The organism is Streptomyces ossamyceticus (assembly GCF_001418475.1).
Lineage (GTDB): Bacteria > Actinomycetota > Actinomycetes > Streptomycetales > Streptomycetaceae > Streptomyces > Streptomyces ossamyceticus.
Map to the genome: position 1 here is coordinate 19,369 of NZ_LIQX01000210.1, position 14,312 is coordinate 33,680.

At 72.9% G+C, this 14,312-nt stretch carries 12 protein-coding genes; 8 read left to right on the top strand and 4 right to left on the bottom strand.

Features of this window, described 5'->3' with window-relative positions; translation table 11 throughout:
* Positions 1-94: 94 nt before the first annotated feature.
* Complete coding sequence (locus tag AOK15_RS16955) at positions 95-982, bottom strand: SIS domain-containing protein (protein ID WP_055517623.1); 888 nt, start codon at positions 980-982, stop codon at positions 95-97.
* Positions 983-1,127: 145 nt separating this feature from the next.
* Between AOK15_RS16955 and AOK15_RS16960 the strand changes: the two genes are divergently transcribed.
* A complete protein-coding gene (locus AOK15_RS16960; RefSeq protein ID WP_055517625.1) occupies positions 1,128-1,907 on the top strand; it encodes a DeoR/GlpR family DNA-binding transcription regulator in 780 nt (259 codons plus the stop codon).
* Positions 1,908-1,927: 20 nt separating this feature from the next.
* Here AOK15_RS16960 and AOK15_RS16965 read toward each other — a convergent pair whose 3' ends face one another.
* A complete protein-coding gene (locus tag AOK15_RS16965; RefSeq protein ID WP_055517627.1) occupies positions 1,928-2,923 on the bottom strand; it encodes an Lrp/AsnC family transcriptional regulator in 996 nt (331 codons plus the stop codon).
* 230 nt (positions 2,924-3,153) lie between these two features.
* On the opposite strand from AOK15_RS16965, the gene AOK15_RS16970 reads away from it, so the two are divergent.
* Both AOK15_RS16970 and AOK15_RS16975 read left to right on the top strand, forming a co-directional pair.
* A complete protein-coding gene (locus AOK15_RS16970) occupies positions 3,154-4,485 on the top strand; it encodes an Nramp family divalent metal transporter (protein ID WP_055517629.1) in 1,332 nt (443 codons plus the stop codon).
* Entirely contained in the window at positions 4,482-6,098 is a 1,617-nt protein-coding gene (locus AOK15_RS16975) for an amidase (RefSeq protein ID WP_420876919.1), read from the top strand. Before AOK15_RS16970 ends, AOK15_RS16975 begins: the two co-directional genes overlap by 4 nt.
* 15 nt (positions 6,099-6,113) lie before the next feature.
* Here AOK15_RS16975 and AOK15_RS16980 read toward each other — a convergent pair whose 3' ends face one another.
* Complete coding sequence (locus AOK15_RS16980) at positions 6,114-6,944, bottom strand: class I SAM-dependent methyltransferase (protein WP_055517631.1); 831 nt, start codon at positions 6,942-6,944, stop codon at positions 6,114-6,116.
* A gap of 105 nt (positions 6,945-7,049) precedes the next feature.
* The gene (locus AOK15_RS16985; protein ID WP_055517633.1) at positions 7,050-8,033 is read right to left on the bottom strand and encodes a hypothetical protein; all 984 of its coding nucleotides are present in this window, start codon (positions 8,031-8,033) and stop codon (positions 7,050-7,052) included.
* A gap of 233 nt (positions 8,034-8,266) precedes the next feature.
* Between AOK15_RS16985 and AOK15_RS16990 the strand changes: the two genes are divergently transcribed.
* From AOK15_RS16990 to tgmB, 5 genes are all read left to right on the top strand, one after another.
* A complete protein-coding gene (locus AOK15_RS16990; protein ID WP_055517635.1) occupies positions 8,267-10,552 on the top strand; it encodes a heavy metal translocating P-type ATPase in 2,286 nt (761 codons plus the stop codon).
* A 514-nt stretch (positions 10,553-11,066) separates the two neighbouring features.
* Complete coding sequence (locus AOK15_RS16995; RefSeq protein ID WP_055517637.1) at positions 11,067-11,663, top strand: short chain dehydrogenase; 597 nt, start codon at positions 11,067-11,069, stop codon at positions 11,661-11,663.
* 144 nt (positions 11,664-11,807) lie between these two features.
* Positions 11,808-13,070: an MFS transporter gene (locus tag AOK15_RS17000; RefSeq protein WP_055517639.1), complete on the top strand. Its 1,263-nt coding sequence runs from the start codon at positions 11,808-11,810 to the stop codon at positions 13,068-13,070.
* A 178-nt stretch (positions 13,071-13,248) separates the two neighbouring features.
* Positions 13,249-13,440: a putative ATP-grasp-modified RiPP gene (gene tgmA / locus AOK15_RS17005; RefSeq protein ID WP_055517641.1), complete on the top strand. Its 192-nt coding sequence runs from the start codon at positions 13,249-13,251 to the stop codon at positions 13,438-13,440.
* 17 nt (positions 13,441-13,457) lie between these two features.
* Positions 13,458-14,312: ATP-grasp ribosomal peptide maturase (gene tgmB / locus AOK15_RS17010; protein WP_055517643.1), on the top strand; the 855-nt coding region annotated here is incomplete at its 3' end.

The window sequence follows — 14,312 nt, forward strand, 5'->3', positions numbered from 1 at the left end:
GCGCGTCGCGCGGCCGGCCTTCGCCGTACGATCCGTGGGCGTCGCGGGGCTCGCGTTCGCCGTGCGTCCGCGGGCGTCGCGCGGACGCGGCTCGTCACGGGGTCGGGTCGAGGATCACCGAGCGGGTGAGGTGGCGGGGTCGGTCCGGGTCGAGGCCGCGGGCCGCGGCCACGGCGACGGCGAGGCGTTGGGCGCGGACGAGCTCGGCGAGGGGATCGAGCCGGCCGGCCACCCAGGTCCCGCCGGTCCTGCGGACCTGCTCGGCCAGCCCCTCGGGGGCCTCCCCGAACATCCACGTCGCCGTACCTCGCGTGGTGACGCTGATGGGGCCGTGCCGGTACTCCATCGCCGGATATCCCTCGCTCCACGCCAGCGCGGCCTCCCGCAGCTTGAGCGCGGCCTCGTGCGCGAGCCCCACGGTCCAGCCGCGGCCGAGGAAGGTGAACTGCGCGCTGTCGACGACCCCTTCGGGCAGCGGGGCCTCCAGGGCGGTGCGGGCGTCGGCCACGGAGCCGTCGACGGGCAGGCCCATGTGGGCGCGGAGCAGCGTGAGCGCCGTGGTGGCGAAGCGGGTCTGGACGACGGATTCCTCGTCGGCGAAGTCCAGCACGACGAGGTCGTCGGCGGCCGTCGTCACCGGTGTGTCCGGGTCGGCAGTGATCGCGGTGGTGCGGGTACGACCCCGGAGAGTGCCCAGCAGGTCGAGCACCTCTGTGGTGGTGCCGGACCGGGTGAGGGCGACGACCCGGTCGTAGGTGCGGCCGTGGGGAAACTCGGAGGCCGCGAAGGCGTCCGTCTCGCCCTGCCCCGCGCGTTCGCGCAGGGCGGCGGCGGCCTGGGCCATGAAGTACGACGTACCGCAGCCGACGAGCGCCACCCGCTCTCCCGCCGTGGGCAGGGCACCGGCGTGGGACGCCGCCTCGGCGGCGGCGCGGGACCAGCACTCGGGTTGGCTGTTCAGTTCGTCCTCGACGTGGGTCATGCGGTCACCCTCCCCAGCAGACGACAGCTCCATGCTCGCATGTGCAAGATAGAGCCTTGTTTCGAGCATCTTCAAGCATGCGGGCGGTGGCGTCTGCGCTAGGGTCGTCCGAAGATCACGTCCGGACGGAGAGGTGGGGTGCCCCATGTCCCGCGACGCCCGCTGGCAGGCGCTGCTCGAACTGCTCGTGGAGCGGGGGCGGCTCGACGTCGAGGAGGCGGCGGCCGAGCTGGCCGTGTCGGCGGCGACCATCCGGCGCGACTTCGACCAGCTGGCCGAGCAGCAGATGCTCGTCCGGACGCGGGGCGGGGCGGTCGTGCACGGGGTGTCGTACGAGCTGCCGCTGCGCTACAAGACGGCCCGGCGGGCCACCGAGAAGCAGCGCGTGGCGAAGGCGGTGGCGGACCTCGTCGCGCCCGGGGAGGCGGTGGGCCTGACGGGCGGCACGACCACCACGGAGGTCGCGCGGGCACTGGCCGTACGCGGCGATCTGGCGTCCGGGGCGCCCGCGCTGACCGTCGTCACCAACGCGCTGAACATCGCGAGCGAGCTCGCCGTGCGGCCCCAGTTCAAGATCGTGGTGACGGGCGGGGTGGCCCGCGCGCAGTCGTACGAGCTGGTCGGGCCGCTCGCGGACGGGGTGCTCGGGCAGATCACCCTGGATGTGGCGGTGCTCGGCGTGGTCGCGTTCGACGTCGTGCACGGCGCGGCGGCGCACGACGAGGCGGAGGCCGCGGTCAACCGGCTGTTGTGCGAGCGCGCGGAGCGCGTCGTCGTCGCGGCCGACTCCAGCAAGCTGGGGCGGCGGGCGTTCGCGTGGATCTGCGCGGCCGACTCGGTGGACACCCTGGTCACGGACGCGGCGGCCGAGCCGGAGACCGTGCGGCGGTTCGAGGAGGCGGGGGTAGGGGTCGTGGTGGTCTGAGGCCGGCCTCGGACACGCGGTCAGTCCCGTAGCCACGGGGCGAGCAGGCCGCCGCGTTTCAGCGTCGTGAGGACCAGGGAGACGTCCACGGACTCCACGTCGCGCAGCCAGGGGGAACGGGTGACGAAGTGGTGCAGGGCCGACTCGTCGGGGAACGCGGTCAGCAGGAGGAACTGGCGTTCCCCCGTGACGAAGCTGGCGTAGCGGACGTGCGCGGACCCCGCGAGGGCGGTGCTGACGGCCTCCGCCCCGGACGGCGGGGTCCGCACCCAGAGGACCGCCTCCACCGGGAGTCCGAGCACGGCCGGTTCGAGCACGGCGCGGATCCGGACCCGGCCCGCCCGTCGCAGGGCGCTCAGCCGGCGTCGCGCGGTCGCTTCCGAGACTCCCGCGAAGCGCGCGAGTTCGTCGTGGGTACGGCGGCCGTCCTCGGCCAGGGCGTGCAGCAACAGCCGGTCGGCGCGGGCGAGTTCGGGTGGAGGTTCGCCCGGCGGCAGCGGGTCGACGGCCGACGGGGTGGCGGGGGCTGCGTCGCGGAGTGCCGCGATCTCGGCGGTGGTGAGCAGGCCGGCGTGCCACTCGCGGATGGTGCGGACATGGCGCAGGACGGGGAGGGTGAAGGTCTCCTCCATGCCCGGCAGGCCGGGGAGTTCGTCCATCACCAGGCCCGCGAGGCGTTCGCGGGGGCAGAGCACCTCCGCGACGCAGGTCGGGGTGCCCGTCAGGACGTGGGCGAAGACGCAGTCGGGCCGGCGGGCCAGGGCCGTCGCCGCGAGGCGCTCCCTGCCGGGTGCGCAACGCACCCCGACGACGGTGCTGCGGCCGCGTACCGCCATGGCGCCGATCCGTACCAGGCCGGACTCCAGGAGGCGGGTGCCTCGACGGACAACGGTGCGTTCTGGCTCGCCGAGGGCCGCCGCGATGCGGTGCCAGGAGGCCCTGCCGTCGATCTGGAGGGCGCTGATGATGCGGCGGTCCAGCGAATCCGTCACGGGGCCGGTCGGCGGTGAGTCCATCGGACCCACACTATGGCCGATTCCGTCATTACCGCCGGAGTTGTTGTTCCCTTCCGTCACCATGGCCCAGCCTGCCGTAAAGCGGAACCGCACGGACCGCATGACCCCGCCGTCGTACGACGCCCTTCCTCAGGGTGTACGGACGTCCCGCTACCCCCCTGTCCTCCTCCCCCGGCGACCACACCGAGCCGCACGAACCCATGACTCCCGTGACTCCCCTACATCCGGAGATGGTTGACGTGACCGCGACTCCAGGAAGTCCCCCTCGCTCCCCGGCCGCCGAGGCTGCCGACTCCGTGCCCACCGGCCGCGCGGCCGCTCCGCGGGGTCGGCAGGCCCTGCTCGGGCCGGGTCTGGTGCTGGCGGCGGCGAGTGTCGGCGCGGGGGACATGGTGACGTCGCTCGCGGGTGCCGCCGGGTACGGGATGGCCCTGATGTGGGCGATCGTCATCGGTGTGATCCTCAAGTACGCGCTCACCGAGGCGGTGGGCCGGCTGTACATGGCGACCGGGCAGACCGTGATCAGGAGCATGCGGGAGGCCGCCCGCTGGCTTCCGGGCGCGTTCATCGCGTTCGTCCTGGTCATCGGGCTGCTGTACGGGGCGGCGCTCGGTTCGGTGGCGTCCCTGGCGCTGACCACGCTGTTCCCGGCGCTGCCGCTGCGGCCGGTGGCCGTGGTGATCGCGCTGGTGTCCGCGGCGATCGTGTACGTCGGGCGGTACGCCCTGTTCGAGCGGGTGATGAGTTGCTTCATGCTCGCCAAGTTCCTCGGCATGGCCGTCCTCGCGGTGGCCACGCTCGCCCGCGCGGACGATCTGCCGGGGCTGCTCGGCACCCTGCGTCCGAGGCTGCCGGAGGGGGACGTACTGACGGTGCTCGCCCTGATCGGCGGGGTGGGCGGCACGGCCGGGATCGCGTCGTACAGCTACTGGGTGCGGGAGAAGGGCTGGGCGGACCGGAGCCGACTGCGTGTCATGCGGGTCGATGCGGCGCTGAGTTACACGGTCACGTTCCTGTTCGTGCTGTGCACGACGGTGGTGGGTACGGGCCTGCTGTACGGCACCGGTGGAAGCATCACCGGCGGGGAGGGCCTGGCGGCGCTCGCGGACCCGCTCGGCGCCGATCTGGGCTCGGTGGCGCGGGTGCTGTTCCTGGGGACGTTCTTCCTGGTGACCTTGAGCGCCCTGGTGGGCGGCTTCAACGGGCTGAGCCATCTGCTCGCCGACGCGCTGCGGACACTGCGGGGCGTCCCGGACGCCGAGGCGGAACGGCACATCGCGCAGCACAGTCGCCCCTTCCGCCTCTTCGTGCTGTACTGCGCCGTCACCGCGGTCGTCGTCACCTTCCTGGGGCGGCCGGTGCCGCTGGTCCTCACCTACGCCGCCGTCGGCTCGCTGATCCTGCCGCTGCTGTCCGGCGCGCTGCTGGTCCTGCTCAACCGCCGGGGCGTGGACCCGGCGTACCGCAACGGAATCACCTCGAACGTGCTGCTGGGCGGCTCCTTCGTCCTCTTCGGCCTGCTCGCCGTCGTCCAGCTCAAGGACTCCCTGGGAGGGGCGTGAACCACCTCGTGAACCACTCCGTCGACCACCCCGCGCAGCGTTCGGCGAGCCCGCCGGAGGAGGTGGCATCCGGCACCGGGGCCGAGCCCCGACCCGGCGCGGAACGTGCACCGGGCGCGGCCTCCGCGCCGGCCGCGGGCCCGGCGTACGCCGTCGGCCTGGGCGACGACGTGCCGCCCGCCGACGACCTGTGCTTCCGGACGGCCTACGAGCTGACGGTGGCGCTCGCGCGTCGCGAGGTGTCCGCGCGGGAGGTGATGACCGCCCATCTGGAGCGGATCGAGCGCGTCAACCCCACGGTGAACGCCATCGTCACCCTGGACGCCGACCGGGCGCTGGAGCGTGCGGCCGAGGCGGACGAGCGGCTCGCGACGGGGCAGCCGGTCGGTCCGCTGCACGGGCTGCCCGTGGCCCACAAGGACCTGCACGACACGGCGGGTCTGCGGACCACATACGGTTCGCCGATCTTCGCCGACCATGTGCCCGACCGGGACCACCTGGTCGTCCAGCGGCTGCGGCGGGCCGGCGCCCTCACCCTCGGCAAGACCAACGTCCCCGAGCTGGGCCTCGGTTCGCACACCGTGAACCCCGTCTTCGGAGCCACCCGCAATCCGTACGACCTGTCCCGCAGCGCGGGCGGCAGCAGCGGCGGCGCGGGGGCGGCGCTCGCCTGTGGGATGCAGCCCATCGCCGACGGCAGCGACACCGGGGGTTCGCTGCGCAACCCCGCCTCCTTCAACAACGTGGTCGGGCTCCGCCCGTCGCCGGGCCGGGTGCCGTCCTGGCCGGACCGGGCGCCGTGGGGTCAGCTGTCGGTGAAGGGGCCGATGGCCCGGACGGTGGCGGACGTCGCCCTGACCATGTCGGTGCTGGCCGGTCCCGATCCGCGCGACCCCCGTTCCCTGGACACGCCCGGCTCCACCTTCGCCTGGCAACTGGGCGGTGACATCGCGGGGTTGCGGGTGGCCTGGTCGCCCGACCTCGGCGGAGCGGTGCCCGTCGACCCGGAGGTACGGGACGCGCTCGCCCCGGCGGTCGAGGTGTTCACGGCGCTCGGCTGCGAGGTCGAGCAGGCCTGCCCGGATCTGTCCGGCGCGGACGAGGTGTTCCTCGCCCAGCGTGCCTGGCAGGTGGAACTCGCCTACGGGGCGCTGCTCGACGGGCACCGGGACCGGCTGGCCCCGGACGTCGTGTGGAACATCGAGGAGGGCCGCTCGCTCTCCGGGCCGGACCTGGGGCGGGCGCAGGCACTGCACGGCGCGCTCTTCCACAGGGTCCGCGTGTTCTTCGAGACGTACGACCTGCTGGTGCTGCCGGTCAGCCAGGTCGCGCCGTTCGACATCGGCCTGGCATATCCGACGGTCGTCGACGGCACCCCGATGGAGACCTATCTGGACTGGATGCGCTCGGCGTACCTGATCTCCGTGACGGGCTGCCCGGCGCTGTCCGTCCCCGCGGGTTTCACCCCGCGGGGACTGCCGGTGGGGTTGCAGGTGGTCGGCCCGCACCGGCAGGACTGGTCGGTCCTGAAGGCCGGGCACGCCTTCGAACGGGCGACGCGGGCCGGCGAAAGGCGGCCTCCCGTGCTGGCGGACCTCGGCGTCCCGGCGTGAGCCGAACGACAGTTGCTAGCCGGGCTTGTGCGCGAGGAGGCCGTACAGGAGGGGGATGCGGGGTTCGGGCAGACGCCACCAGCCGGACGGGGTGCGGGTCATCCGGGGCCAGCGGGGCCAGGGCAGTTCGTCGCTCTCCCGCAGCCGCCGGATGACGAGGCCGGCGTCGATGAGGGCGTTGACCACCTCGTCCAGGCCGTGCGTCCACTCGTAGCTGTCGGTGGCGCCCTCCACGGCGGGGCCGTCGGTGTAGGTGTACGTCGCGTCGCGGTGCACGGCGCTCCCGCCGTTCAAGTAGTCGTGGCGCAGCAGGAGTTCGGGTCCGGAGTCCGGGGCGGGTTTGGGGCCGAGGGAGTTGAGCAGCGGGTGGAACTCCGCGATGTACAGCCTCCCGCCGGGCCGCAGGAGCCGGGCCACGACGTCGGCCCAGCGGTCCAGGTCCGGCAGGTAGCACAGGGCCCCCTTGCCCGTGTACACCACGTCGAACTTCCGCTCCCCCAGGGCCTCGACGGCGTCGTACACGTTCGCCCGGACGAACGTGACGTCGAGGCCCGCCCTCCGTGCGATGCCGGTGGCGGCGGCCACCGACGCCTCGGAGAAGTCGAGGCCGGTGGCGTGCGCCCCGCGCTGCGCGAAGGCGAGGGTCTCGGTGCCGAGATGGCACTGGAGGTGCAGCACGTCCCGGGCGTGCAGCTCGCCGAGGTCCTCCCACTCCCAGGGGGCGAACCAGCGTGCGGGGTCGAGGTTCTCGTCGAGGGCGTAGAAGCGGCTGGCGAGATGGACGGGGGTCCGGGCGTCCCAGTTGGCCTCGTTGGACCGCATCATGCGCTCATGGGCGTCGGTCATGACGCCATCCAAGCAAAGCCGGGGCTCCGCGACGGGGCTTCTGGGGGGTATGTCCGGCCGGGCTCGCGGGCGGGAGGGCCGGCTGTGTGCCCCGCCCTCTTCCGCTCAGTGCCCGTGTCCGGTGGACGTGTCGTGCGTTCCGTCCGTGTCGTTCGGCTCCTCCGGGGCGGCCGGTGCCGCCGGGCCTCCGGCGCGGACGGTGAACGCGGCGGTGCGGACCGTCCCCTCGTGCTTGAAGTCGAGGAAGAGGCGGTACGTGCCGGCGCTGGGCGCGGTGGCCGTGAAGGAGATGCCGGGGCCGGGTTCGGTCGCGCCGTCGCCGGGCTCGCCGTTCGGGTGGACGTGCAGGTAGGCGAGGTCACCGGAGCGCAGGGCGACCAGGTGGCCGTAGGCGCCGAGGTAGGGCTGGAGATCGGTGACCGGGCGGCCGTTCCGGGAGACGGTGAGCTTCAGCTCGCTCGCGGCGCCCGGGCGGAGCCCGCCGTCCAGCTCGACCTCGTAGCCGTCGACCTCGGCGCTGGTGTCCGGCTTCGGGAGCCGCCGCGATTCGAAGGCGCCCGAAGCAGCGAGGTCGGCGCCGAGTGTGAGGTTCCGGGCGCCCTTCGCCGCGGGGGTGAAGTCGGCGAAGACGCGGTAGCCGCCCGCCCTGGGCAGGTCGACGGGGGTGCTCCAGGTGCCGTCGGCCGCGCGGGTGGGGTGGAGGTGGCGGTAGGTGACCAGGTCGCGTGAGGCGACGATGAGGTGCAGTTCCTTGTCGTGTTCGCGCTGGTACGCGGTGACGGCGCGGCCGTCGTCGTCGCGGATGACGAGGCGCAGGTCGGCGCGCTTCCCGGCGGTGACGGCCGTGGTGCGCAGGTCGAGGGTGTAGCCGCCCTCGGAGATCTGCAGGCCGCCGGCCGGCGGCGTCTCGTGCCGTCCGGTGTGGCCGCCGCCCTCGTCGGACTCGGGCGAGGTCCGGCCGTGGCTGTCGTGGCGCGGGGGCGCGCTGTCAGCGACGACGGGTTCGACGCCCTTGCCCACCCCGTAGGCGGTGCCGAAGGTCGCGGCCAGCGCGGCGGCGAACGCGGTGATCCTCAGTCCGGTGTTCATGGCCGTCTCCTCGGAGGTCGAAGGGTCTCATCGGAGGTTCCCGATGCAGCTCACGATACCCCCAGGGGGTACTCAGTCAAGCGCTCGACGGAACTTGCGTGAAATACCCCTCGGGGGTATACAGACCGTATCGCCGAGGTACCCCCGGCCCGTATCCGGGGTCGTCGTTCCCCGGCCCGGCCACCGAGGCCGCCCGAGCGACCGACTCCCACGACGTACGAGGAGCAGCAGCCATGACCACCACCGCGCCCGGCGCCACCACCGAGGTCGAACTCCTGATCGGCGGCATGACCTGCGCCTCCTGCGCGGCGCGCGTCGAGAAGAAGCTGAACCGCATGGACGGCGTCACCGCGACGGTCAACTACGCCACCGAGAAGGCGAAGGTCAGTCACTCCGGTGACGTCTTTGTGGGCGACCTGATCGCCACGGTCGAGGCGACGGGGTACACGGCGCGGGAGCCCGAGCCCCCACAGCCCGAGGGGGACGGCGAGCGGGAGCCGGTCGACGACGAACTGCGGCCGCTCAGGCAGCGGTTGGTCACGGCGGTGGCGCTGGCCGTCCCCGTGATCGCGATGGCCATGGTCCCCGCGCTGCAGTTCGAGTACTGGCAGTGGCTGTCGCTGACCCTGGCGGCGCCCGTGGTGACCTACGCGGGGTGGCCCTTCCACCGGGCGGCCTGGACGAACGCCCGGCACGCCGCCGCCACCATGGACACCCTCATCTCGATCGGCACCCTGGCCGCGTTCGGCTGGTCGCTGTGGGCGCTGTTCCTCGGGACGGCGGGCACCCCCGGCATGACCCATCCCTTCGAGCTGACCATCGCCCGAGGCGACGGCTCCGGGAGCATCTATCTGGAGGCCGCGGCCGGCGTGACCGCCTTCATCCTGGCCGGGCGGTATTTCGAGGCCCGCTCCAAGCGGAAGGCGGGCGCGGCACTGCGTGCCCTGCTGGAACTGGGCGCGAAGCACGTCACCCTCCTGCGCCCCGACGGCAGCGAAGCGACCGTGCCCACCGCCGATCTGCAGGTCGGCGACCGCTTCCTCGTGCGGCCCGGCGAGAAGATCGCCACGGACGGCACGGTGGTCGAGGGCTCCTCCGCGGTGGACGCGTCCATGCTCACCGGTGAGTCCGTGCCGGTGGAGGTCTCCCCCGGCGACCCGGTCACCGGGGCCACCGTGAACGCGGGCGGCCGTCTCGTCGTCGAGGCCACCCGGATCGGCGCCGACACCCAGCTGTCCCGGATGGCCAGGCTGGTCGAGGACGCGCAGAACGGGAAGGCCGCGGCCCAGCGGCTCGCCGACCGGATCTCCGCCGTCTTCGTCCCCGTGGTGATCGCCCTCGCCCTCGGCACCCTCGGTTTCTGGCTCGGCAACGGCGCGTCGCTCACGTCCGCGTTCACCGCCGCCGTCGCCGTACTGATCATCGCCTGCCCCTGCGCGCTGGGGCTGGCCACACCGACCGCGCTGCTGGTCGGCACCGGGCGCGGCGCCCAGCTGGGCATCCTGATCAAGGGCCCCGAGGTGCTGGAGTCCACGCGCCGCGTCGACACGGTCGTCCTCGACAAGACGGGCACCGTCACCACGGGCCGGATGACACTGCTGTCCGTGCACACCGCCGACGGCAGCGACGAGGCCGAGGTCCTGCGGCTGGCGGGCGCCCTGGAGCACGCCTCCGAGCACCCGATCGCCCGCGCGATCGCCGACGGCGCGCTGGAGAAGGTCGGTTCGCTGCCCACCCCGGAGGACTTCGCGAACGTACCCGGCCTCGGCGTCCAGGGGGTCGTCGAGGGCCACGCCGTTCTCGTCGGCCGGGAGCGGCTGCTGGCCGAGTGGGCGCTGGAGCTGCCGGAGGGCCTCCGGCGGGCCGGGGCCGAGGCGGAGGCGGCGGGCCGTACGGCCGTCGCGGTCGCCTGGGACGGCGAGGTACGGGCGGTGCTGGCGGTCGCCGACGCGGTGAAGGAGACCAGCGCGGAAGCGATCGCCGGGCTGCGCGGGCTCGGCCTCACCCCGATCCTGCTCACCGGCGACAACAGGGCGGTGGCCGAGTCGGTCGCCCGTCAGGTCGGCGTCGCACCCGAGGACGTGATCGCCGAGGTCCTGCCCGAGGACAAGGTCGACGTGGTCGAGCGGCTCCAGGCCGAGGGCCGTTCGGTCGCCATGGTCGGCGACGGCGTCAACGACGCGGCCGCCCTCGCCCGAGCCGACCTGGGGCTGGCCATGGGCACCGGCACGGACGCTGCGATCGAGGCCGGCGACCTCACCCTCGTCCGGGGCGATCTGCGCGCGGCGGTCGACGCCATTCGCCTCGCCCGGCGGACGCTCGGCACCATCCGGTCCAACTTGTTCTGGGCGTTCGCGTACAACGTGGCCGCGCTGCCGCTCGCTGCGGCCGGCCTGCTCAACCCGATGATCGCGGGAGCCGCCATGGCGTTCTCCTCGGTGTTCGTCGTCGGCAATTCCCTGCGCCTGCGCACGTTTCACCCGACGTATTCCAGCCAGGTGGACCGCCCCGCGGACTGAACCGGAAAGGGGCGGCCCGCGTCGCGACCGACTCGGCGCGGCGCGGTCGCCCCTCACCGAAACCCGCGCCGATCGCCGCCCCGATCCACCCGGCCCTGATATCCCGGCGAAATCGACGAGCACCTTCCGGACAACTCCCCCCGGCACGGCGGGGAGGGCACGCGATCATGCCCCGGTGACCGTACCGACGAGCGCCATTGACGACGATGCGGCCTTTCACCGGCCCGGACCCCGGCCTTCCATTCCCGCGCGTTATCGGGCCCGTTGTCGACGCACACTCGTCGCTCGCACCACGGGATATGCCTCAAGAAAGCGAAAAGCAATTCACCGCCGAAAGGGGCACCCCCGAAACACGTGCCGTGGGTCCGCCTCCGCCCAGGGCACGGCAGACGATCCGGTGACACACAGCGACCAAGACCGTCCCGGCTCGAACTCCCGTATCGAACACGCCACATCCCCCGCGGCCCCAGGACGGCACTTCTCTTCCCGCACCGACGGGGCTTAGCGTCACGGCATGAAGATTCTCCTCATCGGCGCCACCGGAACGCTCGGAACGGCCGTGCACAAGACGCTGACCAGCCGCGGCCACGACGTCCTCACCGTGGGACGCGGCGGCGGTGATCTACGCTGCGACCTCACCGACCCCACGCAGATCACCGACCTGTACGAGCGGGCCGGCCACCTGGACGCGGTGGTCAGCGCAGCCGGTGACGTGCCGTTCAAGCCGGTCACCGAACTGACGCCCGACGATCACCTCGCCGCCTTCCGGGGCAAGGTGCTCAGCCAGATCGAGTTGGTCCGGCAGGGCATACCGCGCGTCGCCGAGCGCGGCTCCTTCACCCTCATCACCGGCGTGCTGGCCCGCGAACCCATCCCCACCGGCGCCGCGGCCTCCATGGCCAACGGTGCGGTGGAGGCCTTCGTCGGCGCCGCAGCCATCGAGATCGCCCCGCAGCGCATCAACGCGATCAGCCCCACGGTGTTCACCGAGTCCCTCGCCGACTACGGCGACTACTTCCCCGGCATGCCCCCGGTCGACCTCGCCGATGTCGCGCAGGCGTACGTCCGCTCCGTCGAGGGCGCCCAGACGGGGCAGGTCTACGCCCTGTAGCCCTGACCGGAGGCGCATCCCCGCAGGTCGAGGGTGCGCCGCGCCCGGCGTCGCGGACCGGGAGGGAACAGGCTTGCCCAGCCACCTGGTCGGCCCTAGCCTGACTTTGTGCCGCAAATAAACAAAACCCGATCGCACAGCGTCGTGCCGGGTGGCGACCTCACCCGGCTCCGCGTCGCCCTCACCGCCTTCTTCGCCCTGGACGGATTCGTCTTCGCCGGTTGGGTCGTGCGGATCCCCGCGGTGAAGGAGCAGACAGGCGCGTCACCCGGAGCACTGGGCCTGGCCCTGCTGGGCGTGTCCGCCGGCGCGGTGGTCACGATGATGCTGACGGGGCGACTGTGCCGCCGCTTCGGCAGCCACCCCGTGACGGTGGTCTGCGCGGTCCTGCTGTCCCTCGGCGTGGCGCTGCCGCCGCTGACCCACTCGGCACTCGCGCTGGGCGGCGTCCTGCTGATCTTCGGTGCGGCCTTCGGCGGCATCAACGTCGCCTTCAACAGCGCGGCCGTCGACCTGGTGGCCGCGCTGCGGCGCCCCGTCATGTCGGGCTTCCACGCCGCCTTCAGTCTCGGCGGGATGATCGGGGCGGGCCTCGGCGGCCTGGTCGCGGGGTCGCTGTCCGCCACCCGCCATCTGCTCGGCATCACCGTGATCGGCCTGCTGGTCACCGCCGTCGCGGGACGCACCCTGTTGCGCCACGGCCCCCCGGCGCCTCCGACACCCCCGACACCCCCGACGCCTCCGGAACGCCTGCTCGCCGCCGTGGACGGCGCACCGGCCGAGCCGAACGACCCGCGCGGCCGCGCGAGCGGCGACAGCCGCTCCGACGGCGACGGCCCCTCGGACGGCGACGGCCGCTCGGGCACCCGCGGCCTGGTGGTCACCTTCGGCCTGATCGCCCTGTGCACGGCGTACGGCGAGGGAGCACTGGCCGACTGGGGCGCGCTGCACCTGGAGGAGGACCTGAGCACCTCCCCCGGCGTCGCGGCCATCGGCTACTCCTGCTTCGCGCTCGCCATGACCGTCGGCCGGCTGACCGGCACGACCCTGCTGGAACGCCTGGGCAGGACCCGCGTACTCGTGGCCGGCGGCGCCACCGCCACGGCCGGCATGCTGCTCGGCTCGCTCGCCCCGTCGGTGTGGGCGACACTGCTCGGCTTCGCGATCACCGGCCTCGGGCTCGCCAACATCTTCCCCGTCGCCATCGAGCGCGCCGGCGCTCTCGCCGGTCCCGACGGAGTGGCCACCGCCTCCACGCTCGGTTACCTCGGCATGCTGCTCGGCCCGCCCACGATCGGCTTCCTGGCCGAATGGCACTCCCTTCCCGCCGCGCTCACCAGTGTCGCCGCACTGGCCGCGTTCGCCTCCGCCATCGCGTTCGCCACACGGCACGCAGCGTCGAAATGACCACGCACCGTTGCCCTTTGACACCTGGCGGTGCAAGTCGAAACTGCCGACAAGATGAGGCAACCATTCAGTCGTTCGATTCGTATAACTCCCTGGAGGCACAGCGACCCGGCCCAACAGAGTGCGGCCGGAGCGTCACCATCCGTTTTTCCGGATGGTCCCGAACCAAGGAGAAACGATGCGACTGTTCGTACTCAACTACGCTCGCACCACTGAGCAGTTGGAGTTCAGCGCTCCGTACACCTACGACTCCGGGCTGCAGTTGAACGTGCTCCCCGACGGGCGGATCGCCGCCCACGACCTGGCTCTGATGCGGGAATTGGGGGCCACCACGTCCACGGCGGGCTCGAAGACCCACTTCGACGACTGAACGCGGATATACGACAGATGACGGTGCTGATCCTGACGTGCGAACAGGATGTGACGGCAGACCTGGTGGTGGCCCGACTGAACCGGGCCGGCGTACCGGTGGTCCGCCTCGATCCCGCCGACCTGCCCGGCGGGGTCGCGCTCTCCGGTGAGTACGTCCACGGCGCCTTCCGCGGGCATCTGTCCGCCGGGGGGCGCCTGGTCGGCATGAACGGGCTGCGGTCCATCTGGCTGCGCAGGCCGGGGATTCCCGCCAGCCGGGTGGCCGAGCCGTCCGGCTGGCTCACCGAGGAGTCCTCGCAGGCCCTGTACGGCATGCTGCGCGCCACGGGCGCCCGTTGGATGAACGACCCGGACGCGGCGCGGCGCGCCCGCCACAAGCCGTGGCAGCTGCGGCACGCCCAGCAGGTCGGGCTGCCCGTGCCGGCCACGCTCATCACCACGTTCCCGCAGGCCGCCCGGGACTTCGCCGAGCGCTTCCCGGACCTGGTGGTGAAGCCGGTCTCCGGCACCCACCCGCAGGAGCCGCCCAGGACGGTCCCCACCAGCCGTGTCGCGCCCGGCACGGACTTCGCCGCGGTCGCCTTCGGTCCCACGTTGCTGCAACGCCGGATCGCCAAGACCGCCGACGTCCGGCTCACCGCCGTCGGCGACCGCATGCTGGCCGCCCGCAAGCCGGTCCACCCGGACGCCCACCCCGACGAGGTCGACGTCCGCTATGCCGTCTCCGACGCACCCTGGCACCCGGTCGAGGTCCCGGCACGCACGGCCACCGCCGTCCGCGCCTACCTCCGTGACGCGGGACTCGCCTACGGGGCCTTCGACTTCGCTGAGGACGCCGACGGGATCTGGTGGTTCCTGGAGTGCAACCAG

Bases quoted from the DNA above. Each gene is read 5' to 3' on its own strand.
- AOK15_RS16955 (WP_055517623.1), bottom strand. From the start codon at position 982: ATGACCCACGTCGAGGACGAACTGAACAGCCAACCCGAGTGCTGGTCC.
- AOK15_RS16960 (WP_055517625.1), top strand. From the start codon at position 1,128: ATGTCCCGCGACGCCCGCTGGCAGGCGCTGCTCGAACTGCTCGTGGAG.
- AOK15_RS16965 (WP_055517627.1), bottom strand. From the start codon at position 2,923: ATGGACTCACCGCCGACCGGCCCCGTGACGGATTCGCTGGACCGCCGC.
- AOK15_RS16970 (WP_055517629.1), top strand. From the start codon at position 3,154: ATGGTTGACGTGACCGCGACTCCAGGAAGTCCCCCTCGCTCCCCGGCC.
- AOK15_RS16980 (WP_055517631.1), bottom strand. From the start codon at position 6,944: ATGACCGACGCCCATGAGCGCATGATGCGGTCCAACGAGGCCAACTGG.
- AOK15_RS16985 (WP_055517633.1), bottom strand. From the start codon at position 8,033: ATGAACACCGGACTGAGGATCACCGCGTTCGCCGCCGCGCTGGCCGCG.
- AOK15_RS16990 (WP_055517635.1), top strand. From the start codon at position 8,267: ATGACCACCACCGCGCCCGGCGCCACCACCGAGGTCGAACTCCTGATC.
- AOK15_RS16995 (WP_055517637.1), top strand. From the start codon at position 11,067: ATGAAGATTCTCCTCATCGGCGCCACCGGAACGCTCGGAACGGCCGTG.
- tgmA (WP_055517641.1), top strand. From the start codon at position 13,249: ATGCGACTGTTCGTACTCAACTACGCTCGCACCACTGAGCAGTTGGAG.